Origin of the sequence: Streptomyces sp. NPDC006798, from assembly GCF_040635975.1 — a bacterium.
GTDB lineage: Bacteria > Actinomycetota > Actinomycetes > Streptomycetales > Streptomycetaceae > Streptomyces.
On the sequence record NZ_JBEYIS010000056.1, the window covers coordinates 25,013 to 46,981 of the forward strand.

At 75.2% G+C, this 21,969-nt stretch carries 17 protein-coding genes; 6 read left to right on the top strand and 11 right to left on the bottom strand.

Annotated features, from left to right (window positions below; all coding sequences use genetic code 11):
* Positions 1 to 21: 21 nt before the first annotated feature.
* The gene (locus ABZ714_RS28970) at positions 22 to 273 is read right to left on the bottom strand and encodes a DUF6158 family protein (protein ID WP_358828311.1); all 252 of its coding nucleotides are present in this window, start codon (positions 271 to 273) and stop codon (positions 22 to 24) included.
* Positions 274 to 926: 653 nt separating this feature from the next.
* On the opposite strand from ABZ714_RS28970, the gene ABZ714_RS28975 reads away from it, so the two are divergent.
* On the top strand, positions 927 to 1,682 hold the full coding sequence (locus ABZ714_RS28975) for a VOC family protein (protein ID WP_358828327.1): 756 nt from the start codon (positions 927 to 929) through the stop codon (positions 1,680 to 1,682).
* Between the two features lie 83 nt (positions 1,683 to 1,765).
* Here ABZ714_RS28975 and ABZ714_RS28980 read toward each other — a convergent pair whose 3' ends face one another.
* Complete coding sequence (locus ABZ714_RS28980; RefSeq protein WP_358828328.1) at positions 1,766 to 2,995, bottom strand: aromatic acid exporter family protein; 1,230 nt, start codon at positions 2,993 to 2,995, stop codon at positions 1,766 to 1,768.
* Between the two features lie 261 nt (positions 2,996 to 3,256).
* Between ABZ714_RS28980 and ABZ714_RS28985 the strand changes: the two genes are divergently transcribed.
* Together ABZ714_RS28985 and ABZ714_RS28990 are read left to right on the top strand one after the other, a co-directional pair.
* On the top strand, positions 3,257 to 4,306 hold the full coding sequence (locus ABZ714_RS28985; protein WP_358828312.1) for a PHP domain-containing protein: 1,050 nt from the start codon (positions 3,257 to 3,259) through the stop codon (positions 4,304 to 4,306).
* 128 nt (positions 4,307 to 4,434) lie between these two features.
* Complete coding sequence (locus tag ABZ714_RS28990; protein WP_358828313.1) at positions 4,435 to 4,956, top strand: cupin domain-containing protein; 522 nt, start codon at positions 4,435 to 4,437, stop codon at positions 4,954 to 4,956.
* Between the two features lie 585 nt (positions 4,957 to 5,541).
* Here ABZ714_RS28990 and ABZ714_RS28995 read toward each other — a convergent pair.
* The 3 genes from ABZ714_RS28995 to ABZ714_RS29005 all read right to left on the bottom strand — a co-directional run bounded on the left by ABZ714_RS28995 (position 5,542) and on the right by ABZ714_RS29005 (position 9,254).
* On the bottom strand, positions 5,542 to 7,257 hold the full coding sequence (locus ABZ714_RS28995; RefSeq protein ID WP_358828314.1) for a helix-turn-helix domain-containing protein: 1,716 nt from the start codon (positions 7,255 to 7,257) through the stop codon (positions 5,542 to 5,544).
* Between the two features lie 274 nt (positions 7,258 to 7,531).
* The gene (locus ABZ714_RS29000) at positions 7,532 to 8,161 is read right to left on the bottom strand and encodes a class E sortase (protein ID WP_358828315.1); all 630 of its coding nucleotides are present in this window, start codon (positions 8,159 to 8,161) and stop codon (positions 7,532 to 7,534) included.
* 178 nt (positions 8,162 to 8,339) lie between these two features.
* Positions 8,340 to 9,254, bottom strand: coding sequence for a universal stress protein (locus ABZ714_RS29005; RefSeq protein ID WP_358828316.1), 915 nt, complete (start codon positions 9,252 to 9,254; stop codon positions 8,340 to 8,342).
* Between the two features lie 594 nt (positions 9,255 to 9,848).
* Here ABZ714_RS29005 and ABZ714_RS29010 point away from each other — a divergent pair.
* Positions 9,849 to 10,511 carry a pentapeptide repeat-containing protein gene (locus tag ABZ714_RS29010; protein ID WP_358828317.1) on the top strand — a complete coding sequence of 221 codons (663 nt, stop codon included), beginning with the start codon at positions 9,849 to 9,851 and terminating at the stop codon, positions 10,509 to 10,511.
* A gap of 38 nt (positions 10,512 to 10,549) precedes the next feature.
* Here the strand turns inward: ABZ714_RS29010 and ABZ714_RS29015 are convergent, their stop codons facing one another.
* From ABZ714_RS29015 to ABZ714_RS29030, 4 genes are all read right to left on the bottom strand, one after another.
* Positions 10,550 to 11,884, bottom strand: a complete 1,335-nt coding sequence (locus ABZ714_RS29015) for an FAD-dependent oxidoreductase (RefSeq protein ID WP_358828318.1) — start codon at positions 11,882 to 11,884, stop codon at positions 10,550 to 10,552.
* On the bottom strand, positions 11,881 to 13,497 hold the full coding sequence (locus ABZ714_RS29020) for an NAD(P)/FAD-dependent oxidoreductase (RefSeq protein WP_358828319.1): 1,617 nt from the start codon (positions 13,495 to 13,497) through the stop codon (positions 11,881 to 11,883). Before ABZ714_RS29020 ends, ABZ714_RS29015 begins: the two co-directional genes overlap by 4 nt.
* Complete coding sequence (locus tag ABZ714_RS29025; RefSeq protein ID WP_358828320.1) at positions 13,494 to 14,945, bottom strand: FGGY family carbohydrate kinase; 1,452 nt, start codon at positions 14,943 to 14,945, stop codon at positions 13,494 to 13,496. Before ABZ714_RS29025 ends, ABZ714_RS29020 begins: the two co-directional genes overlap by 4 nt.
* Before the next feature lie 308 nt (positions 14,946 to 15,253).
* On the bottom strand, positions 15,254 to 15,946 hold the full coding sequence (locus tag ABZ714_RS29030) for a DeoR/GlpR family DNA-binding transcription regulator (RefSeq protein ID WP_358828321.1): 693 nt from the start codon (positions 15,944 to 15,946) through the stop codon (positions 15,254 to 15,256).
* A gap of 394 nt (positions 15,947 to 16,340) precedes the next feature.
* Between ABZ714_RS29030 and ABZ714_RS29035 the strand changes: the two genes are divergently transcribed.
* A complete protein-coding gene (locus tag ABZ714_RS29035; protein ID WP_358828322.1) occupies positions 16,341 to 17,612 on the top strand; it encodes a hypothetical protein in 1,272 nt (423 codons plus the stop codon).
* Between the two features lie 247 nt (positions 17,613 to 17,859).
* Here ABZ714_RS29035 and ABZ714_RS29040 read toward each other — a convergent pair whose 3' ends face one another.
* On the bottom strand, positions 17,860 to 20,304 hold the full coding sequence (locus ABZ714_RS29040) for a DUF4132 domain-containing protein (protein WP_358828323.1): 2,445 nt from the start codon (positions 20,302 to 20,304) through the stop codon (positions 17,860 to 17,862).
* Positions 20,305 to 20,309: 5 nt separating this feature from the next.
* The gene (locus tag ABZ714_RS29045) at positions 20,310 to 20,654 is read right to left on the bottom strand and encodes a hypothetical protein (RefSeq protein ID WP_358828324.1); all 345 of its coding nucleotides are present in this window, start codon (positions 20,652 to 20,654) and stop codon (positions 20,310 to 20,312) included.
* Positions 20,655 to 20,781: 127 nt separating this feature from the next.
* Between ABZ714_RS29045 and ABZ714_RS29050 the strand changes: the two genes are divergently transcribed.
* Complete coding sequence (locus tag ABZ714_RS29050) at positions 20,782 to 21,723, top strand: N-acetyltransferase (protein ID WP_358828325.1); 942 nt, start codon at positions 20,782 to 20,784, stop codon at positions 21,721 to 21,723.
* Positions 21,724 to 21,969 lie beyond the last annotated feature (246 nt).

Sequence of the window (21,969 nt, forward strand, 5' to 3'; positions counted from 1 at the left end):
CCCCGCCCGGGGACGCCCTCCTCAGTCGCGGTGCTCGCGGGCCCGGGCGCCCGCGCGGGTACGGCCCGAGGCGACCGGCCGGTCCGGGTGGCGGCGCAGATACTCCGCCTCCAGCTCGGCCATCCGGGTGGTGTGCGCGGCGAGCGCCGCCGCCGAGCCGTGGAGCAGGGTGTCGTGGCGGCTGCGGTGGATGGTCTCCAGTTCGCGGATCAGCTCGTGCTCCCCGAGCCGGGCCGCGTCGATGCCCCGGTGCTCCTCTTCGGCGTGCGTCATACGGCCGTACTCCTTTCCGTGCGCCGGGTTCCCGTGCGCCGGATTCCGTGCGCCGGGCCGGTGCGTGTCGATCCGGCGCGTGACCCTTCGGGGCGTCCGGCCCGGCGGGTACCCGGTCCCGGCCGGGGCGATACCCCGGCCGGGACCGGGCCGTCCCGTACGCCCGTGGGCCGCTGCGGCACCCCTCGTACGAACTGTCCTCTCCGGGTCCCGGCCACGGGGGTACGCGGACCCGTCGTATCCGTCCCCGCCACCATCGCGCCCGCTGCCGGGCGTCCGCGCAACCCGGCGTGACACCGGGTACGGGCCCGGCCACTCCCGGCGCACGCGAGTCGCGGTCCGCCCGGCGGGAGGGGAGGATGAGGGGGTGGCCGGGGAACTCGGTCACCCGTACCGCCCTGCCCGCGGTCCCGCCCGTCGGTCGGCGCGCCGCGCCGTACCGCTGCCGCGCCGGCGTCGCCCCCGTGAACCGCCGACGACCCCGCGGGAGCCCGCGGACCCGTTCCGGCGGACGCCGACCGGCCGCCGGACGCGCGGCGGGGCCGCGCCCGCGCAGGGCACCGGCCCGGCGATGTCAGGACACGAGTCTCATGGGCAACACCGAGAACACCGCACCACCGGCGGACGCGCCGGGAACGACCTCCGGTGACCGGATGATCGGCGCGCCGTGCTGGGTGAGTCTGATGGCCCGGGACCTGGACGCCTCCCACGCGTTCTACGGCGCCGTGCTGGGCTGGGAGTTCCGCGTCGGGCAACTGGGGGACGAGTTCAGCGTCGCCGTGCACGACGGCGGGCCGGTCGCCGGGATCGGGGCGCTGGCGCCCCGGCTGAAGGTGGCCGTGGCGTGGACGCCGTACTTCGCGACCCCCGATGTGGATGTGGCGGCGGCCCGGATCCGGGAGCGCAGCGGCACGGTCGCGGTGGGGCCGCTCTCCTTCTCGCTGGGGCGGGGCGCCCTCGCCGCCGACCGGGACGGGGCGGTGTTCGGGATCTGGGAGGGCGCGCTGCTGCCGGACTGGCAGTCCGGGCGGAAGGACGCGCCCGCGTGGCTGCTGCTGCGGACCCGCAACGCCTTCGATTCGGCGATCTTCTACGGCGAGGTGCTGGACTGGGCGTCCGACCGGCCCGGATGCTGCGATGTGGGCTACGAGAACGACGAGGTCGTCCTGATCAACCAGGGGCATGTCCTGGCGCGGCTGCGGTCCGGGGCTACGGGCGCGGCGCCCGATCCGCTGCGCAGGCCGCGCTGGGAGGTCCACTTCCAGGTGGAGGACGTCCCGGGGACGGCCCGGGCGGTACGACGGCACGGCGGCACGGTCGTGGAGCGGGGCACGACGCCCGAGGGCACGGAGGAGGCGGTGATCCGCGATCCGGACGGCGCGCTGTTCACGGTGACGGGCCGGTCCTGATCTGTCGCGGTACGGATACGACCGGGCGGGGCTCGGCCGGGGCGGCCGGGCCGGGGCCGATCTCCTTCCCCCGCCGCCGAGGATCAGTGGCCGGTCCGGTGCCGCGCCCGGTGCCGGGCCCGGCGGCGGGCCGCCAGCCAGCGGCGGGCGGCCTCGGGCGCGGGCAGCTTCCCGTACTCCTCGCGGGCGGTGCGGTCCAGCTCCTCCATCAGCCGCCCGGCCCGGTGATCGGGGTCGAGTTCGGCCAGGATGCGGTCGATCTCCGTGAGCAGCGCCCCGTGGAGCTGCCAGTGCCGGGGGCGGTTCACCACCCCGTCGAACATCAGGGCCGCGGCCCGTGCCCGGGCCTCGGCGGCGGTTTCGAGTCCGGTGGCGAGCCGGGCCTCGGCCGCCTCCGCGTTGGCGCTCACCTGCGCGGTCACCAGATCGGCGAAGCCGACGAGGGCGTCGGCGACCTCGGTGAGCAACTCCTCCAGGGCCCGGCCGGTCCGGGGTGGGAAGAGCGGCTCGTCGCCGCGTTCCTTCGCCAGATCGGTCATGGTCCTGGCCAGCACGCGCAGCACGACCGCGCAGATCTCCAGGGTGTCGAGACCGGTCCGGAGCACGACCCGGTTGAGCAGCCCCTCCCGGACCCGCGGATTGAACTTGAGGCTGTCCTCGGCCTGCCGGAGCGCCGTGTCGACCTCGGCGATGTCGTTGTCGAGCCGACGGGCCTCGTCGAGCCGGGCCACCGCGGTCGCCACGGGGGTGGGGGTGGTCAGTTCGGCGCCGATGGCGAGCAGCAGCCGCCGCATCCGGCGCGCCAGGTCGGCGATGGACTCCCCCGCCGTGCTCACCCAGACCGGCGGGACGAAGACGACGTTGAAGAGGAGTCCCACGGTCGCGCCGATCAGGGTCTCCAGGACGCGGTCCCAGGCGGTGTCGGCCACCCGGGTGACGCCGAGGACCAGCATGGCGCTGATGGCCACCTCGGGGACGAATTCGCTCACCCGGACCAGGTGTCCGACGATCAGGGACGCCAGGATGATCAGTGCCAGGCTCCACCAGCTCAGTCCGACGAGGAGACTGAAGCCGCTGGCGATCAGCACCCCGGCGATGACGGCGTTCACCCGCCGGATTCCGGTGGTGAGGGTGGAGAAGAGGGTGACCTGGACGACGAGCAGGGCGGTCAGGGGCGCGGTGAGGGGCGCGGATTGACCGGTGAGCCAGAGCGCGACGGCATACGCGATGGTCGCGGCGGCGGTGGAGCGTACCGCCTGGACGACGACGGGATCACGGGAGAACGCGCGGACCGCGGCCGTGAGGGCCGCCACCGGCCGCCGGGCCGGTCGGCGCGGCTCAGTCACTGCCGGGGCGGGCGGGGCGGAGGCGACGCATGCATCTGGATTTCCCGCCCGCTCGCCCGATCGCACGGCCCTTCCCTACTTTTCAGAACTTTCCCCCATATTTCATAGGAAGCTACGAAAGCTCCGGCATGCCGCTCCGGGCCCGCGGGGGCAGAGTGGGACGGGCCGGACCGGCCGACCGGCGGACCGGCCGTCCCCGGCTGGCGGTACGGCGAGGAGGAGCGGCGGATGGACCCCGTAGAGGCGCTGGAGCGGGTGGCGTTCCTGCTGGAGCGCGCCCGCGCGGAGACCTACCGGGTCCGGGCGTTCCGTACCGCCGCGGCCGTGGTCGCCGGGATGTCCCCGGACGATCTGGCCGTACGGACCCGTTCCCGGCGGGCGCTGGAGGGGGTCAAGGGCATCGGCCCCAAGAGCGCGGCGGTGGTACTGGAGGCGCTGGCCGGTGAGGTGCCCGGCTATCTGGCGCGGCTGGAGCGGGAGGCGGCGGCCGAGCCGCTCGCGGAGAGCGGTGAGGCCCTGCGGGCGGCGCTGCGCGGCGACTGCCATCTGCATTCGGACTGGTCCGACGGCGGCAGCCCGATCGAGGAGATGGGCCGTACGGCGATCGCGCTCGGCCATGAGTGGGCCGTACTGACCGACCACTCCCCCCGGCTGACGGTGGCCCGGGGGCTGACGGCCGGGCGGCTGCGGGAGCAGTTGGCGGTGGTGGCCGCGCTGAACGAGCGGTGGGCGCCGTTCCGGCTGCTGACGGGGATCGAGTGCGACATCCTCCCCGACGGCTCGCTCGACCAGGAGCCCGGACTGCTGGCCGAACTGGACCTGGTGGTCGCGTCGGTCCACTCGGAGCTGCGGATGGACCGGGCCCCGATGACCCGGCGGATGGTGCGGGCGGTGGAGAACCCGCTGGTCGATGTGTTGGGCCACTGCACGGGCCGGCTGCTGATCGGCCGTGAGCACATGCGCGGGGGCCGCCGGGCCACCAGCGGTACCCGGCCCGAGTCGGTGTTCGACCCGGCCGAGGTCTTCGCGGCGTGCGCCGCGTCCGGTACGGCCGTGGAGATCAACAGCCGCCCCGAACGGCTCGACCCCCCGATGCGGCTGCTGGCCGAGGCGGTGGCGGCCGGCACGTACTTCGCGATCGACACGGACGCCCATGCCCCGGGCCAGCTCGACTGGCAGCTCATCGGCTGCGCCCGCGCGGAACGGGCGGCCGTCCCGGCCGACCGGGTGGTCAACACCTGGGACGCGGACCGGTTGCTGGAGTGGGCCCGGTCCTAGGGCGTGTCCGGTACGGCTACGTCCGCGGCCCTGGTCCCGGTGGCGTCACAACTGGTCCGCAAGCCCGTTATCGGCGGCCGGTGGCGGGGGGCACCATTCCGGGGAGGACCTGCCGAAAGGAGCGCGTGATGTCGTATCCGCACCGCCTGGAGTACCCGGAGCCGCGCTATCACGGCGACCGGGGCGAGGTGAACGCGGTGTTCCGGCCCGCCGACACCCCGCCGGAGGTGTCGTCGCCGGGTGGCTCCACCCACTATCTCGCCACCGCCGAGTCGACCGGCGGCGAGTACGGTCTGTACAAGGCGGTGCTGGGTCCCCGATCGGCCGGTGCGGCGCCCCACTTCCACGCGACGATCTCCGAGTCGTTCTACATCCTCTCCGGGCAACTGGAGTTGTACGACGGCGACACCTGGGTCACGGGCCGTACGGGCGACTTCCTGTATGTACCGGTCGGAGGTCTGCACGCGTTCCGGAACGTCACCGACGAGCCCATGTCGATGCTGATGCTCTTCGCCCCGGGCGCGCCGCGCGAGGAGTACTTCGAGCAGGTCGCCGAGGTGTCGCGGCGCGGTGGTGAGGAACTGCGGCAGTTCCGGATCCGGCACGACAGCTACTTCGTCGAGGACTTCGACCCCGGGGCGGGGGGCTGACGGCCGGTCCGTCGGGTCGTGTCACCTCGTGGGCGAACTCGCCGGCGGGGCTGGTGGGCAGAACGGCCACGCCGGCCGTCGCCGTGACGTCCACCGTCCCGGGGTGTGCCTCCGCCCGCGCGAACCGGACGGACGCCCTCGGGCCGGTGGCGGCGGCGGTTGAGCACCGTGCACGACCCCGCCCCGGGAGTTGAGCACCGTGCCTGGTGGTCCGGCAGGGGCAACCCTCCTAGCATCGCTGAACAGCCGGGCCGTCAGCCGAATCCCGGCCGCACCATCAGCTCGATCCGCCGCAGTTCGGCGGCGGAATCATGAACGGACCGGGAATCGCCGTGAAGACCACCGTGACCACCCTCTCCCGGGGGAACAGTCGTCGCCGCACCGGCCGCCGGAGGGCTGACGGCCACCGGCGGACCGGCGGTGGCGGCGGAACGGCAGGGCCGCTCGCGCCTCCACCAGAAGGAGTACGCCGCCACCGGCTGCAACACGGATGTGTACATCAGGCTCCAGACGGGGCGCCGGGGGCTGTAGCGCCGGCGCCGACGGCAGGGCGGTGTGCGACCCCGGTGCCGACGGTGCCGGTGACTACACCCGGGGGCTCCGCGGTTCGTCGTCGCTCTGACCGTCCCGCTCATCGTCCCGGCCGCTCCGCCGGGACCCGGCGGAGGGGTATCGCGGTTCGGCGGGCGGGCCGTCCGCCCGGGGTCCGGCGCCGCTCCCGGGATCCGGCGTACGGTCGGCGGCCGTCGGGTCGCCGGCGGCGCGTTCCCCGGCCGTGAGCGCTTCGGCCGCGAGGGCGTGGACGAGGTCGTAGACGCCGGAGTGGGTGCCCGGCAGATCGCGGTGGAGCAGCCGCCCGGCGGTCCGCAGCCGGTCGCCGACCGTGTTGCGGCCGACGCCCAGGCGGCGGGCGGCCCGCCGGGCGTCCGTGTTGGCGTCGATCCAGGCGCCGAGGGTGCCCCGGAGGTCCCGGGGTCCGTCCGGGAGCGGGGCGAGGAAGCTCCGGGCCCAGGTGACGGCGGGCGGGGTACGCAACAGATCGTCCAGGACAGGGGCGGGGCGCGGCACGGGGGTGCGCGCCCCGCCCCCTGGCGTGGGGTCCGGGCCGAAGACTCCCGTGCCCGGTCCGGGGACGGAAAGGGCGAGGGCGAGCGCCGCCCGGGTGCGGACGTCACCCAGGTCGGCGCCGAGCGCCTGTCCGGCGCGTTCGAGATGCGCGGCGACGCTGTTGCGGCTGATGCCCAGCAGCCGGGCGACACCGGACCGGGGGAAGGCCAGTGCGAGCCGGGTGATCTCCCGGGTCAGTTTCGGAACGGTGTCCAGGGGGCGCAGGGCGTTCCGGGCCCAGGCGGCGGCCGGAGCCGCGGGCAGTACGCGCCCCAGCGGCAGTCCGCCGTCGGCGACCGCGATCCGGCCGGGGACGCTCCGGGCGAGCGCGAGGGTGTGCCGGGCCTGTTCGTAGGCGTCGGCGGTCTCGTCGAGGGGCCGGGGGTCGCTCACGCCCAGCGCGTAGTGGCCGTTCTCCCCGACCAGGCGCCGCAGGGCGGCCCCGGGGCCTTCGGGGTGTTCGTGGGTGCCCTCGGCGATGACGCAGATCAGATGGTTCTCGTAGACCGGGCAGCGCACCATGAGGGCCGGGCCGTGGTAGCCCGAGGCGTCCTGGAGGTCGCGGGCGATCCGGTCCCGGTCCTCCGGGGAGCAGCGCAGGAGCTGGACCCGCAGCCGGTCGGCGGCCAGCAGTCCGGGGACGGCTCCCGCGGTCATCCGGCGGGCCAGGGGCGGGTCCCCGGCCATCAGGGCCATGAAGACCGCCAGCCGTACCTGTCCCGCCTTGCGGTCGTACGCGTGGGTGACGGCGTCGGCCCGCCCGGCCCGGCGGAGCAGTACGAGCAGGCCGCCGGTGTGGGAGACGAGGAGGGCGGACTCCCGGTCCAGCGCGTCCGGTGCGGCCACCACCAGGACGGGGCGCGGGGCCCGGTCGCCGAGGGCCTCCAGCCGGAGCCGTACGGTGCCCGTGCCGTCGGCCGTTTCGGTGGCCGCGGTGTCCAGGGCGCCGTCGGAGAGCCGTCCGAGCAGGGGCTTGAGCGGGGGGAGCAGCCGCCGGGGGAACGCGGCCGTCGCGGTCTCGGCCGTACCGGTCCGGTCCACCAGCGCCACATGGGCGCCGAGTCGGGCGCCCAGCCACTCCACCAGTTCGTCCGGTCCGGGGTCCGGTTCGCCGGGTCCGTGGTGCCGGACGCGGCGCAGGAGTTCGTCGAGCCGTCCCGTTCCGCCGGTTTCCCCGGCGTCCCGCGCAGCCATGCGGATGCCCCCTCCCCTGTCTGTGTGCGGACCGTGTTCCCGCCGCCGCGGTCCGGCCCGTGGCGGTGTCCGGTCCGGCCCGGGCGCCGGGAGACCCGTGTCCGTGCACGGGGCCCGAGGAACCGGATGAGGAAACTTCCGAGCAGAGCAGCGAATCACGTTCGATCGGCGAGCGCCACCATCGCATACAACCGGAATGGATTCCACCGGTTACCCGGGCCGGGCACCGGGCCCGGGGCGGACGCCCGTCTCTCCCCCGCCGCCTGACGGTGGCTCAGCGGGTGGAGACCAGGACGCCGACCTTGTCGATCCGGTGCTCCGGATTGCCGAGCGCGTCGCGCCAGTGGTTCCCCGCGGCGTCGTCCTCCGGGGTGGCACAGGTGGAGAGGGTGATCATCGCCCGGGTGGGCCGGTCACCGGGCCGCCCGGGTACGGCGGCCCGCTGGGCGGCCAGCGAGTCGGCGGAACGGAAGGACGTCGACCGGGTGGCGGTGATCTCGTAGCGGTACTCCCGGCCCGCGTGGGCCACCCGGACCTCGTCGCCCTTCTTCAGCGCCGGAAGGTCGTGGAGGGGGCCGCCCGCCGAGAGCCGGTGGGCGGTCACCAGATAGTTGCCGACCTCCCCGGGACCGGCTCCGCCGTGGTCGCCGTAGGGGCTGGCGGCGTCGCCCCGGTCCTGGATCCGGGTACCCGCCGCGTCGTCGGTGGTGCCCTCGTACGGGACGACCGGCAGACCGGCCACTCCGATCGCCGGGACGGTCAGTACGGCGGCCTCGGTACGCGCCGGGTCGGGGGCGGTGGCGGCCCGGGCGCCGGTCACGGGTCCGGCGGTGAGCAGACAGACCACCGCAGCGGTGACGGCGGCGCGGGAAGCCTTGCGGGCCGCGCCTGGTCCGAGGTGCATGGCGGTTCCCGATCGTCGGCCGGGGCGCTCGGGCTCCCGGCGGGCCCGGGGTCGGTCCGCGCCGGGGTTCGGCGCCGGTCCGCTGGTCCGTCCGTTGTTCCGTCCGTCCAAGAATACGGCGGTACGCGCCTTTCCTCACCCGGATGGCCGGACGGGGAAAGGCGCGTACGGCGGGGGCTCAGGCGTGCGGAACGACCGCGACCGGCACCGCCGCGTGGTGCAGTACGGCATGGGCGACGGAGCCGATCCGGCCGCCGAACGGGGCCCGCCGCAGCCTGCGGCCCACTACCAGCAGCTGGGCGCCCCGGGCGGCCTCGACCAGGACGTCGGCGGTCTTGCCGACCGTGGGGGCCTCCTCGACCGTGACGGACGGGAACTCGGCCCGCCGGTCCGCCAGCGCCTCGGTGAGCGCCGCCGCCTCCTGCTTGCCCAGTTCGACGTCGAGTTCGGGGTCCGGCGGCAGCCCGTACGCGAAGTAGGGCGGCAGGGACCAGACATGGACGACCCGCAGGGCGGCGCCCCGGCGGGCGGCGGCCTCGAAGCCGTACCGGATCAGGGCGTCGTCGGGTTCATGGGCGTCGATACCGAGCACGACGGGCCCGGCCGGGCCGCCGTCGCCGGTCCCCGCGGCCTTCTCACCCGCGGCCTCGCCTTCGGCGTCCTCCGGGGCGCGGACGAAGACGACCGGGCTCTTGGCGCCGGCGAGGACGGCCTGGCCGACGGAGCCGACGAGGAAGCCGCCGAATCCGCTCAGCCCCCGGGAGCCGAGGACGAGCAGCGCCGACTCCTCGGCGAGCCGGGCCAGCACCTCACCGGGTTCGCCGGTGAGCTGGTCGGCGGTGACGTCGAGTTCGGGGTGGTGCTCCCGGATACCGGCCGCCGCTTCCACGGGGACCCGGCCCGACCAGTGCTGACGGCTCTCCTCGCCGAGGAACGCGGCCCGGGCGGCCAGGGGGACGGGTTCCCAGACGCTGACCAGTTTCAGCGGCAGTTCGCGCAGCGCCGCCTCGCGCGCCGCCCACTCGGCGGCGGCCAGGCTCTCCGGGGATCCGTCGAGACCGACGGTGACGGCGCCTGTGCTGGTGCTGGTCATGGATGCACACCTCCTGGTACGGACGGGATCGACGGTGATCCCCCTGCCCAGCATGGTCGGCGGCATGCGGGCGTGCGAGGGCCGCAGGTCCCCGCGGGACGGCCCGGAGGTCCTTTCGTACGGGCCGACCGGCCCCGCTCCCGCTGTCCCGGCGGCCGGGCGGTCCACCGCCGATCGGGTGAGACACCCCCGCGCCCCGAAGGCCGTGTACGCCCCTCGGGGCGCCGATACCGACGCCGGGGGCACCAGCCTGCCGACCGATCGCGAAAAGGCCGCCACAGACCCCTTCACGGGCCGTTTCAAGGCCCTGCCGGAGAAGCCGCCGATCGACTTCTTCACGGTCCTGACCTGCGGTAACGTGAGGTGTGCCGCGCCGGTCGCGGAGCGGTGCCGATCCGCGGCGCCCGCGCGCGTCCGGCGGCCGGACCCTCGTCCGCCGGTCCCGTACACCGCTTTTCGCGCACCGCTTCTCGTGCGCCCCGGCCCGTACGCCTCGCTCCTACACCGCCACTGGTACGCCCCCGTCCGCGCACCGCCCCGCCCCTCCGTTTCCGTACGCCGCACCCGGCCCGACCCGCCGACAAGGACACCGCCATGCCCGCGACCCCCTCGCCCCGCGCTCTCGCCGATCTGCCGTACGCCCGGCATCTGACGCCCTTCGACGGGGTGCCGGGCGACGAGGAAGACCTCGACTGCGTCCGGCTGGACGGCGGCCGGTACGACGATCTCGACGCCCCCGCGCTGCGGATCACGGAGTCGGCCCTGACCTCGGTCTCCTTTACCGGCGGACGGCTGCGGCGGGCCCGCTTCAACGAGGTCTGGATGCATACGGTCCGCTTCGTCGCCACCGATCTGGTGGAGACGAGCTGGCTGGACACCGAGATCGTCGCCGGTTCCCTCGCCGGACTCGAACTCCACGGGGCCCAACTGCACCGGGTCGTCTTCCACCAGTGCAAGCTGGACTCGGTGAACCTGCGCGCCACGACCCTGCGCGATGTGGTCTTCGCGGACTGCCTGCTGCGGGACGTCGACTTCGCGGGCGCGGAGCTGACCGGGGTGTCCTTCCCCGGCTCGACCCTGGGGAACGCCCGGTTCTCCGGCGCCCGGCTCAAGGACGTGGATCTGCGGACGGCGGCCCGGCTGGAGATCGGCGACGGCGTCGAATCGCTGCGCGGCGCGACCATTTCCACCTTGCAACTCTTCGATCTGGCGCCCCTGTTCGCCCACGCCCTCGGTGTCACCGTCCGGGACGACTGAGCCGGGTCCCGGACGATCCCGGCGGCGCGCCGTACCGGTCAGCAGAGTCCGACGGTGACCGGGCCCCGGGCGGGATCCGCCGTCCGGATCGCCGAGGCGGGGACGACGGTCCACGGCACGCGCAGCACCCGGCCCGGACGGACCGTGCCGGGCAGCCGGTGCTCGGCGACGATCCGTCCGTCGTGGCGGACGACGAGCCGCGGGGCCGTACGGAGTTCGTCGCTCCACAGCAGCAGCCTGCCGCCCGGCGGCGCCGGGTCGCCGGGGCGCAGCAGTCCGGGTACGACCCAGCGGAACGGCCGTTCGGCGAGCAGCCTGGCTCCCCCGGTGGCGGGTTCGGGGCCCGGGTCGGCGAGCCGGGCGGCGACCCGGTCGGCGATATGGCGTCCGTCGAGAGCCGCGGTGCCGGCGGTATCGGCGGGATGGACCAGGTTCCCGGCGGCGAAGACGCCGGGGCGGCTGGTGCGCAGGGCCGAGTCGACGAGCGGGCCGAGGGTGCCGGGGTCGAGGTCGAGCCCGGCGGCGCGGGCGAGTTCGTGGTCGGGGATCCAGTCGCCGGTGAGGACGACGGTGTCGCAGGTGACGGTACGGCGGGCGCCGCTGTCGAGGTGCTCGATCTCGACGGCTTCCACCCGGCGGCGGCCGATGATCCGGACGATCCGGGCGCGGTGGGCGACGGGGGTCCCGAGGAGCGCGGTGGCACCGGCGGTGAGTGCGGCGGGCGTCCCTTCGGCCCGGGTGCGGCCGCTGACCATCAGGCCGACCCGGCAGCCCGCGCGGCGCAGGGTCAGGGCGGCGGACCAGCCGGCGGGTTCGGCGCCGACGACGACCGCGCGGCGGCCGACGGGCCGGTCCCGGAGGCGGACGGCGCGCCGGAGTTCCCCGCCGGTGAGGATCCCCTCGGGCCGGTCGCCGGGGACGAGCCGGGCGGCGCGGGAGCGTTCCCGGGCGCCGGTGGCGAGGACGATCGCCCGGGGCTCGACCCGGAACCGCCCGTCCGGCCCGGTGGCGTGGACGGCGTACGGGGCCCCGGGGCCGCCGCCGTCCGAGCCGCCGGCCCAGTCGGTGACCGTCGTCCGGGTTCTGATCACGGCCCCGGCCGCGCGGGCCGACGCGGTGAGCCGTCGGGCGTAGGCGGGCCCCGTGAGCAGGCGCCGCAGATCCCGGCGGCCGAAGCCGATGTGGTCGCTGTGGCGGGGCGCTCCGCCGGCCTCCGGTTCCCGTTCGAGGACGAGGACCCGGCCGGGGAGCAGGGGGGCGAGGGCGGCGGCGGCGCTCAGCCCGGCGGGTCCGCCGCCGACGATCAGGACGTCGGGGGTGAGTACGGGGAGGCCGGGGGCGGCGGGGTCCGCCGGGGGCCGGGATCGGTTCATGGGCGGATCGTCACCTCGGTAGGGGAACCTCCGTCGCCGGAGGCGGCATCGCCGGGCGGCGCGGCGGAGGGGTCTTCGGGCGCGGGGGCCGTCCGCCCGAGGGAGCCGGGCGAGGCGGACGAGGCGTGTGGGCCGGGTGAACCGGGTGCGGCAGCCGGGCCGGGGAGCGCGCGGGCGCACCCGGACGTACAGCCGCGCCCCGTGGTGTGGCCCGCGAAGAGGGCCCGTACGGCCGGGCCGCAGGAGGAGCCCTGGCAGCGGCCGTTGAGCGCCCGGGTGCGGCGGCCGAGTCCGCCGATGGTGCGGGCGGGCAGCGGGGCGTGGCAGGCGTCCCTGATCTCCCCGGCCGTGACCCGCTCGCAGTAGCAGACGATCTCGCCGTAGGCCGGGTCGGCGGCGATCAGGTCGCCGTCCTGATAGGGCCGGACGCCGGTCTCGCCGAGGTACGGCATGACGGGCGGGGCGGGCAGCTCCGTACGGGCCGCCGCGGCGAGGCCGTGCGCGGCGAGCAGGTCGCGGACGTGTTCGGCGATCGCCATGCCCGCCGAGAGCCCGGTGGAGCGGATACCGCCGACGAGGACGTACCGCCGGTCCGGGTCGGCCTCGATCAGATAGTCCGGGTGGCCGGTGACGGCGGCGCGCAGCCCGGCGTAGGCGGCGGTGATCTCCTCGTCGGCGGTCGCGGGCATCAGGGCCGCGCCCCTGGCGCGGAGGAAGGCGAGACCGTCCTCGGTGGTGCCGGTCGCGGTGCGGTCGTCGAGGTCTTCGGCGGTGGGGCCGAGCAGGACGTTGCCGTAGACGGTGGGTGCGAGCAGTACGCCCTTGCCGAGGGCGGTGGGGACCGGCAGCACGATGTGGTTCACCAGCGGCCGGGCGGCCTTGTCGAGGACGAGGAGTTCGCCCCGGCGGGGGGTGACGGTGAACCGTTCGTGGCCGAAGAGGGCGTCGACGCGGTCGGCGCCGAGCCCGGCGGCGTTCACGGTCCAGCGGGTGCGGACCGGGCCCGCCGGGGTGTGCAGCACGGTGGTCCCGCCGTCGGTGGTGACGGCGGTGACGGGCCGTTCGAGGAGGATCGCGGTGCCCCGGGCGAGGGCGTCGGTGGCGAGCGCCAGCACGGTGGTCCAGGGGCAGACGATTCCCTCGCCCGGGACGACGAGTCCGCCCCGTACGCCGGGGGCGAGGGCGGGCAGGGCCGCGTAGACCTCGCCGGGTCCGACGAGCCGGGTGTCGTGGCGGCCGTTGGCCTCGGCCTTCTCCCGCAGGGCGGGCAGTGCGGCGTGCTCCTCGCCGGTCCGGGCGACGAGGACGGCGCCCGGAAACTCGACGGGGATCCGGGTCGTCCGGGCGTAGTCGGAGAGCAGTTCGTGGCCCCGGGCGACGAGCCGGGCCTCCAGCGTGCCGGGGGTGGCGTCGAACCCGGTGTGCAGGACGGCCGAGTTGGCCTTGCTGGTGCCGTCGCCGACATCGGAACGGGCCTCGACGAGGGCGACGGAGAGGTGGTGACCGGCGAGTTCGCGGGCGATCGCGGCGCCGACGACACCGCCGCCGATCACCACCACGTCATAGCCGGTACCCGCGTGGTCGGCGCCGGGGCCGGGCGGCGGGGCGCTCATCCGGCGCCCCCGGCCGGGTGGAGGTCCCCGGTGCGGAGGCCGGCTTCGGCGACCGCCGTCCATACGCCCCGGAAGTGGGCCGCCCGGTCGTCGGACCATTCGGGTTCGTGGACGGCGGACGGCTTCCACTCGCCGACGGCCTCCCGCAGACCGAGGCCGGGGTCCAGGGCGAGCCGGGCCAGGGCGGCGGCGCCGAGCGCGGTGGCGTGCGCGGACGGATAGACCTCCACGGGGATCCGGGCGAGATCGGCCTGGGCCTGCATCAGACTGCGGCTGCGGGTGAGTCCGCCGTCGGCCCGCAGCCGGGTCAGCGGGGCGCCGAGATCGGCCGCGACCAGATCGCAGAGGGTGGCGACCTGGGCGGCGACGCCCTCGATCACGGCGCGTACCAAGTGGCCGGGGCGGGTGGAGAGGGTCATCCCGGTGAGGGTGGCGGTGGCGTCGGGGCGCCACCAGGGGGCGGCGAGCCCGGCGAGGGCGGGGACGCAGAGGGTGCCGTCGGACTCGGCGGCGGCGACCGCGTCGAGATCACCGGCGGAGCGGACGAAGCCGAGGTCGGTGAGCCAGCGGACGGCGGAGGCGGCCGTGTAGACCTGTCCGTCGACGCAGTACGGGGTACGGCCCCGGGCCCGCCAGGCGACGGAGGTGGTGAGCCCGGAGGCGGAGCGGACCGCGGTGGTGCCGGTGTTGGCGAGGAGGAAGGCGCCGGTGCCGTACGTGCACTTGGCCTCCCCGGCGTCCAGACAGCCCTCGGCGAGCAGCGCCGCCTGCTGGTCCACGACGATCCCGGCGACGGGCAGCTCGGGTCCGAAGGCGCGGGTGGTGCCGACGATCTCGTCGCAGGCGGCTATCCGGGGCAGCGGTTCGGCGCCCAGGCCGAAGAGGTCGATGAGTTCGGGGTCCCAGTCGGCGCGGTCGACGTCGAACAGCAGCGACCGGCTGGCGGTGGCGGCGTCGGTGACGAAGGCGCCGGTGAGCCGGTGCAGCAGCCAGCTGTCGACGGTGGTGACGACGCCGTCGGCGGTCAGGTTCCGGCGCAGCCAGGCCATTTTGGGGGCGGAGAAGTACGGGTCGAGGACGAGGCCGGTCCGGGCGGCGATCCGTTCGGCGTGGCCGGCGAGGCGGGCGCACTCGGTGGCGGCGCGCCGGTCCTGCCAGACGATGGCCGGGGTCAGCGGTTCGCCGGTGGCGCGGTCCCAGGCGAGTACGGTCTCGCCCTGGTTGGCGAGGGCGACGGCGTCGACGGGCCGCCCGGCTTCGGCCACGGCGCGGCGGCCGGTGTCGAGGACGGAGGCGAGCAGGGCGGCCGGATCCTGTTCGACCACGCCGCCGTCGGCGTAGCGCGGGCGGAGTTCGGCCTCGGCGAGGGCGAGCGGGTGGCCGGTGTCGTCCACGACGACCGCCTTGGTGGCGGAGGTGCCCTGGTCGACGGCGAGGACGACGGTCATCGGCGTGCCCCTCCCCCCGCCCCGGGGCGGGGGCCGGGGATCCGCGGGCCGTTCGGCGCCCCGGCCGGGGTGGTGTCGGTCCCGCCGGGCGGCGGGCCCGCGGTGGTCCGTCGGCGATTCGGCGGGGGCGCGGCGGGTCGTAACGTCCGGGGGTTCACGGGTGCGGTTCCTTTCGAGCGGCGCCGCGGGCCGGGCGGCGAGGTCGGGGCGGTTCACGGGCCGGGAAGGCGTACGGGCCCCGGGGGCACGGAGTACGGGACGGCGGGCTCCTCGGCAGGCGGGCGGGCCGGTCGCCGGCGGCCGGGGTGTCAGACCACCAGCACCTCGCAGCCCGTCTCGGCGACGGCGGCGAGCCGGGCCGCCGCCGAGTCGTCGGTGATCACTCCGGTGCACTCACCGGCCGCGCGGACCCGGTATCCGGCCACCCGCCCCCGTTTGCTGCCGTCCGCGACGACATAGCTGCGGGCGCTGTTGGCGCGGACGCGCCGTTCGCTGGCGATCTCCTCGTAGTGGAAGTCGGTCACCCCGGCCGTCGCGTCGATCCCGCCGGAGCCGAGGAAGGCGAGATCGGGGTGGATCCCGGCGACGAACCGTACGGTGTCGGGCCCCCGGCGGACCAGATCGCCGCCGCGCAGCCGTGCGCCGGGGAGCAGCACCCCGGCGTACGGTCGTCCGGAGACCACCCGCGCCACCGGCAGGGACGGGGTGACGACCGTGCCCCGGACGTCCCGGGGCAGGGCGTCGGCGACCTGGACGGCCGCGGTGTACGAGGCGGTACGGTCGGCGAACGACGCCTCCTCGCCGCCGACCTGACGGACCACCGCGAGCGACGCCGCGCCGCCCCGGACCCGCCGCAGCACTCCGCGCCGCTCCATCCGGCCCGGATCGCGGCGGACGGTCTCGGCCGAGACCTTCGGCTGTCCGGCCAGGTCCTCGGTGCTGATGGTGCCGGCCCGGTCCACCACGGCGGAGATCCGGCGATGGCGCTCGGCGGGAAGCATCACGGCTCCTGACTCTCTCCGCCCGTATCCGACCGGGCACGACGGGAAGTGTGGATCGCTGCCCGAAGCCCGTCAAGGGCGCGGCCGGGCGTCGCACCGCTCGGCCTGCCCGGGCCGGGACCCGGCCCACCCCGCCCCGGCCTTCCGGCGCCGCCGGGTCACCGGTCCGGCCGCCGCCACCCGCATTCCCGGCAACCGCACCGCATTCCATGAGTGCTTTCTCATGAATTCATAGTCGGGTAATTCATTGACAGTCGGCGGGGGCACTCCTTACCGTCCCTGAAAAGCAACGCACGGAACTCCCCCCGGCCCGGGGGAATCCGGCCCGACCGCCGCCCGAAGAGGTAGTGGCGGTTCCCGGACCAGGGATGACCAGTACAAGGGAGAGGTAGAAATGGAGAGTCAACCGCCCGCCGACATCGTCGAGCAGATCCGGGACATTCCTTTCTATCGTGACGCTCTCAGTCGCGGCTGGTTTCCCGTCCTGGGAAAGTCGGATATTTCCCGGGGTTTTCCGGACGGCTGGATGACACCGCGGCTGAGGGCGGCACTGGAGTCGGGCGAGGCGGAGTTCGCGTACGGCGGCGGCGCCGATCACGGCCGGACCAGGATCGTCCGGCCCGCCTCGTTCCCGCTGCGGTCGTCGTACCGGCTGTGGAGCGCCCACCCGGATCTCGCGCCGACCTGGCACCAGGGCTGCCGCCGGGTCTTTCTGACGTCCGTTCCGTCGACCGAGCCCGGGGTACGGGCCTCCGGCGCGGTCGGCGGACGGACCGGCCCCCGGGGCGCCACCCGGCGGCGGGGCGAATCGCCCCGGGGGCCGGGGACGGGCCGGCCGGACCGGCGTACGGTCCGGTTCGGCCTCCGGCTCGATCCGGAGCGCTGGGGCCGGGGCGATGTGGAGCACATGCTGACGGCGATCCGCTCGGAGCAGCGCGCCCATCACCGCGGCTGGTACCACCTCGAATGCTCGGGCACCCGGCTGGCGCAGCTGGTGCGCAAGGCCCTGGCCTGGGGCCTGTGGGACCGCTTCCCCCGGCCGGCGACCGTCGTGACGGCGTACGAGTACACCCCGGTCAACGTCCGCCGCTATCTGGAGCGGCAGTTGGGCTGTCCGGTGGTCGAACTGGTCGGCAGCGCCGATCTGGGCTGTCTCTACTACAGCGACAGCGGCGGACGGTACCACCCGTTCCTGGACCGGCTGAGCGTGGAGCTGGTCCCGCTGGCGCCGGGGACGGGCAGCGGGCTGCACGGTCTCGTCGTGACCAGTGTCCGCAATCCGTATATGCCGCTGATCCGCTACCGGCCGGGGCTGTGCGTAAGGACGCTCGGCGGCGGCGCCGACCCCACCCGGGTGGTCCGGCTCTGCGGCCGGGAGTCCGAACTGCTGCCCACGGCCGACGGCCCGGTGTCGCAGGGCGATCTGGACGACCGGCTGACGGCCGTCTCGTCCCGGATCTTCCTCAGCCAGCTGCGGACCACGGGCCCCCGGGAAGCCCGGCTGCTCTACACCACCTTCGACGGCGAACCGCTGGACCCGGCCCGGCACGAGGCGCTGACCGACTCGGTCGGCGATCTGACCGGATACCGGTGCGCGATCGAACACCGGGCCCGGATCCCGATCGGCGCCTGCGGTTCGTACGCCTGGCTCGTCCGGGAGCGCTGACCCGGCGGGCCCTTCGAAACCGGCAGCGGCGCGACACCCGGGTCCGCCGTCTGCCCGCTGTCCGGCCCCGGGGTCGACGGGCACGCCCCGGGGCCGGACGCCTTCCCCGCCCGTACGGCCGTACCGGCCGAGCCTCTGCCGGCCCCGTTCTCCCGGCGGCCCCGTCGGCAGCTCCCCGGGCCCCGTCGGCGGGCAGCCATCCCGTCGGCGGGGCCCGAGGGCCGGGGCCGGTCCGCCGGCGGGCCGGTCAGGGGAACTGGCTGACGATGGCGGGATCGGTGATCGCGGTGTCGTCGGCGAGCAGCAGCGCCTTGGAGAGAATCACCGACAGCGTCCGGTCGCCCTCGAACGGCAGATAGCCGGGGTCGGGCCCGGAAACGCCGGGCACGACGCAGAGATACCGGTCGCCGGGGCTCATCAGCACATTGCCCGAACCGAGATGGATGCGGTACATCCGCAGATCGCCCCGGACCCGGAGGAAGCGGTCCTCGAAGGAGCACCGGTCGGCGAAGGCCAGCCGGGGCACGATCCGCTCCAGCAGCGCCTTGCGGGTGGCGGCGGTCCCGGTCAGCTCGCCGAAGCCGTACCTCGTCCAGTACTCCTGGAAGCGGCCCTCCGGTCCGCCGTCGGCCCACTCCGGGTCGTTTCCGACGCTGCTGACGCCGACGAAGAGGTCGAGGTCCCGGAGGATCTCGCTCAGTACCAGCTCCGGTATCTCCGTCAGCGGCAGCGGGTCCACGGGGGCGCGTCCGTCGCGGAGCCGCATCGTGTACGGCCCGCCGGAGCAGTGCGCGGTGTTCTCCGGGGCGTCGAGGGGATAGAAGCGGAGCTGGTCGGTCCGGAGGCGGGTGTAGGTCCCGCTGTCGATGAAGTCGCCGGGCCCCGGAATCCGGCCCGCGTCGGGCCCGATCCAGAGTTCGGCGCGCAGCCCCCAGCGGGGCAGCTCCCGCACGGCGGGCGGGCAGATGTCGTCCACGGCGAGCCGGAGCTTGTTCCGCCAGCCGCGGATCGCGGCCAGGGCGTGGAACTGGTGCTGGCGCAGGATGTGCGCGGCGTACCGGTTGGAGTAGGTGCGGGTGGTCTCCTCGGCGGCGGTGAGCGGATAGATCTCGCGGTGGGCCTGTTTGAAGGGCTGGGTGATCCGCAGCTCCTCGATCCTCGCCCGCCAGGCCGCGGTCTCGGCGGGCGGCCGTCCGACCGGGTGCCAGAGCCCGATCCCGGCGTCCGGGGCGGGTTCGACGGGGCGTCCGTCGGCGGTGCTCAGTCCGGCGCCGTCCCAGAGGGCGGACTCCTCCCCCACGGTCCAGATCAGCCGGCGGGCGAGGGAGCCGACGAGCGGATGGTCGAGCAGCCGTTCCCGCCAGGGGCCCCGGGTCCACACCCGGCGGGCCAGGAACTGCCGGTCGAGCCGTTCCGCCTGGGCGGTGAGCATCCGGTCGGCGTCCTTGGCGCGGGCCTTCAGCTCCTTCACCGTCTCCGCGTGGTCGCGGCGGGCCGCCGCGGGGACACCGCGCAGCCGCTTCCCGGTGGAGTCGTGGAAGGCGAGTACGGTCCGGGTGCCGTGGATCTCCAGCCGGGCGGTGTGGTCGCCGACCGGGTACTCCCCCGTGCCGACGGCGGTCAGCCCGTAGTCGGGGACGGCCAGTTCCTCGACCTCGTCCCGGCCGATGCCGAGGGCCTCGGCCCGGCGGTCCAGGGCGGTGCCGATCATCTTCGCGGTGGGCTTGTGGGTCGTCCGGGCGGCGAGCCGGGCGAGTTCGCCGAGGGCTTCGGGGCCCTCGGCCCGGGCCAGGGCGACCACTGCGGCACTGGCCACCTTGGCACTGCCGGGTCCGGCGCCGGGGACCTTCCTGAGCGCCGCTTCGGCGAGGGAGCCGAGGGCGCGCGGGATATCGGGGTGGGCGGGGAGCAGGGAGAGCAGCCAGGCCAGGCCGCGCAGGGCGTCGGCGTTGTAGGGGTCGAAGACGAGATGGTTCGGCATGTCGGCGCCTTCCAGGGGGAAGGTGCGCGGCCGTCCGGCCAGGGCCAGCCAGCGGGCCACGGCGGTACGGACCGGGTCGGCGCCGCCCGCCGCTTCGACGGCGGCACGGGCGGCCCGGTCCCATTTCGCGGTCGGCTTGGCGGCGGTCGCGGTCAGGGCGTGGACCACGACGGGCCGCAGGGCGTCCTCAGCCAGCGCCTGTTCGGCCCACTGCTCGCCGACGTTCAGCGGGGGGACGCCGGGGGTCAGCCCGGCCAGATGGTTCAGCTCGGCGACCTCCGGGTCGGCGTAGGTCAGCAGGAAGCTGCGGCGGATCGTCGCCCAGACGGCCGGGGGCACGGTACGGCCCTCGGCGATCTCGGCCGAGATGAGATCGGGGTGGTAGAGCCCGCCCCACCAGAGGTCCGTCTGGCCGCCGAGCCGGGCGACGACCGCGGCCCGTTCGGCGGCGAGCGGGGGTTCGGCGAGGCCGTGGCCCAGTCTCAGCGCCCGGAGCAGCAACAGGAAGCGGTCGTGCGGGTCGCCGTCGGTCTCCGCCGCATACCGCGCGGCGAGATGGCGGGTGAGGACGGCCCGGTCCTCGGCCGGCAGTCCGTGGAGATGGTCGCGGGCCGCCTTGACGTCGATACCGTCGAACTCCGCGGGACGGTCGAGGGCGTCCAGGGCGCCCACCAGGTCGCCGTCGGCGATCATACGAGCCAGCTTGCGCATCCGGGTCACCCCCCGACCAGGGGGACGAGCCGGAGGAAGACGACCTCGGTACCCGGGCGGAGTTCGACCTCGTCGTCGAGACCGGTCAGCTGACGCTCCGCCACCAGGACCAGGAACCCGTTCCGTTCGAAGGCGCGCAGGGCGGCGGCGGTCTCCGCCTCGGGATCGGGGGCGGGGCCGCTCCCCGGCCCCGGCCGGACGGCGCTGCCCGCGCGCGCCTCAGCGACCTCCTGGAAGACCCGCCGCCGGATCAGCTCGCGCAGCGCGAGCCGTTCCTCGGCGATCTCCACACCCCAGCCGTCGCTCCGGTCCCCGGAGGTCGTCTCGTCGACGAAAGTCACCAGTGCCATAGCGGGGACAGTAGGCGCCGCCACTGACAATCACGGGAAGTCACAGGTCAGGTGGGGTGCTATCGTGATCGGGTACCGCATCTCATGGCGGCCTCCCACTCGATGACCGATCTTCGGAGGCCCTGTCGTGTCTTCTTCCGACACCCATGAACACCCCTCTCCCGCGCCCCGGGTGCGTTTCTTCCACCGCGAGGACCGCGATCAGCTGACCGCCCTGGTCAACGCGCATGCCGCCGCCGTCGTCCCCGGTGCCGGCGTCTCGGTGAACACCGTCCTCAGCGCTCTGGAGCGCTGCCCCGAGGAGTACGTCACCGATCCGTGGGTGGCCGAGCGGGTCACCCTGGTGGCCGAGGAACGGCGGCGGATCGTCGCCGCGGCCCATCTGCTCCGCTACCGCGACGAACCGGACGTCGGCGACGACTACCGCGACACCGGTCATGTCGAGTGGTTCGTCCATGTGCCGTCGGCGGGCGACGGGGCGGCGGCGCTGCTGATGCCCGCCGCCCTGGCCCAGCTGGACCGCTGGCGGGTCCGGGCCCGCCATGCCGACGGGCATCTCCCGGTCCCGGGGGTGTACGGCGTCCCGGACGCCTGGCCGCATGTGCGGGCGGTGTTCGAGGCGGCCGGCTTCGTCCACACGGGCGGGGTCGAGGTCCTGTTGCTGGCCCGGTCCGGCGGGCTGCCCGAGCCCGGACCGGCTCCGCTGCCGGGGCTGTCCGCGCGCCGGTCCCTGGGCCCGCTGGGTACCCGGATCACCGCCGTGGTGGACGGGGCGCCGGTGGCGTACATCGAACTGGACACCCATCTGGACCGGCCCGAGCGGCACGCCCGGCCGGGCGGCACGGCGGACATCGCCGATCTCGTCCTGCCGGACGAGCCCGTTCCGGGGCTGGCGGGGTGGCTGCTGGGCGAGGCCCGCAGCTGGCTCGAACTGTCCGGGGTGGACCGGCTGCTGAGCTACGCCGACCCGGACGACGCCGACGACACCGAGGAGACCGCCCTGCTGACCGGGCTCGGCTTCACGGAGCTGGGCCGGACGGCCCGGGGCTGGACACACCGGGCGGCCTGACCCGATCGCCCGGGACGGGCGTACGGCACCGGCGCCCCGGCGTCCGGTCCCGGCCTACGGCTCCGGGCGCCGCTCCCGCCCTCCGGGTGTGCCGGGCCTGCCACGGCCCGGGACACCCGCACCGCATCCGGCGCCGCGCACCCCGGGGGGGGGGGGGCGCGCCCCGGCGGGGGATGTGTAGAGTTGAAACGGGTTGTGTTATTTGCAGGCACCCAATGGCCCCAACGATCTGCAGGCCCCCGATCG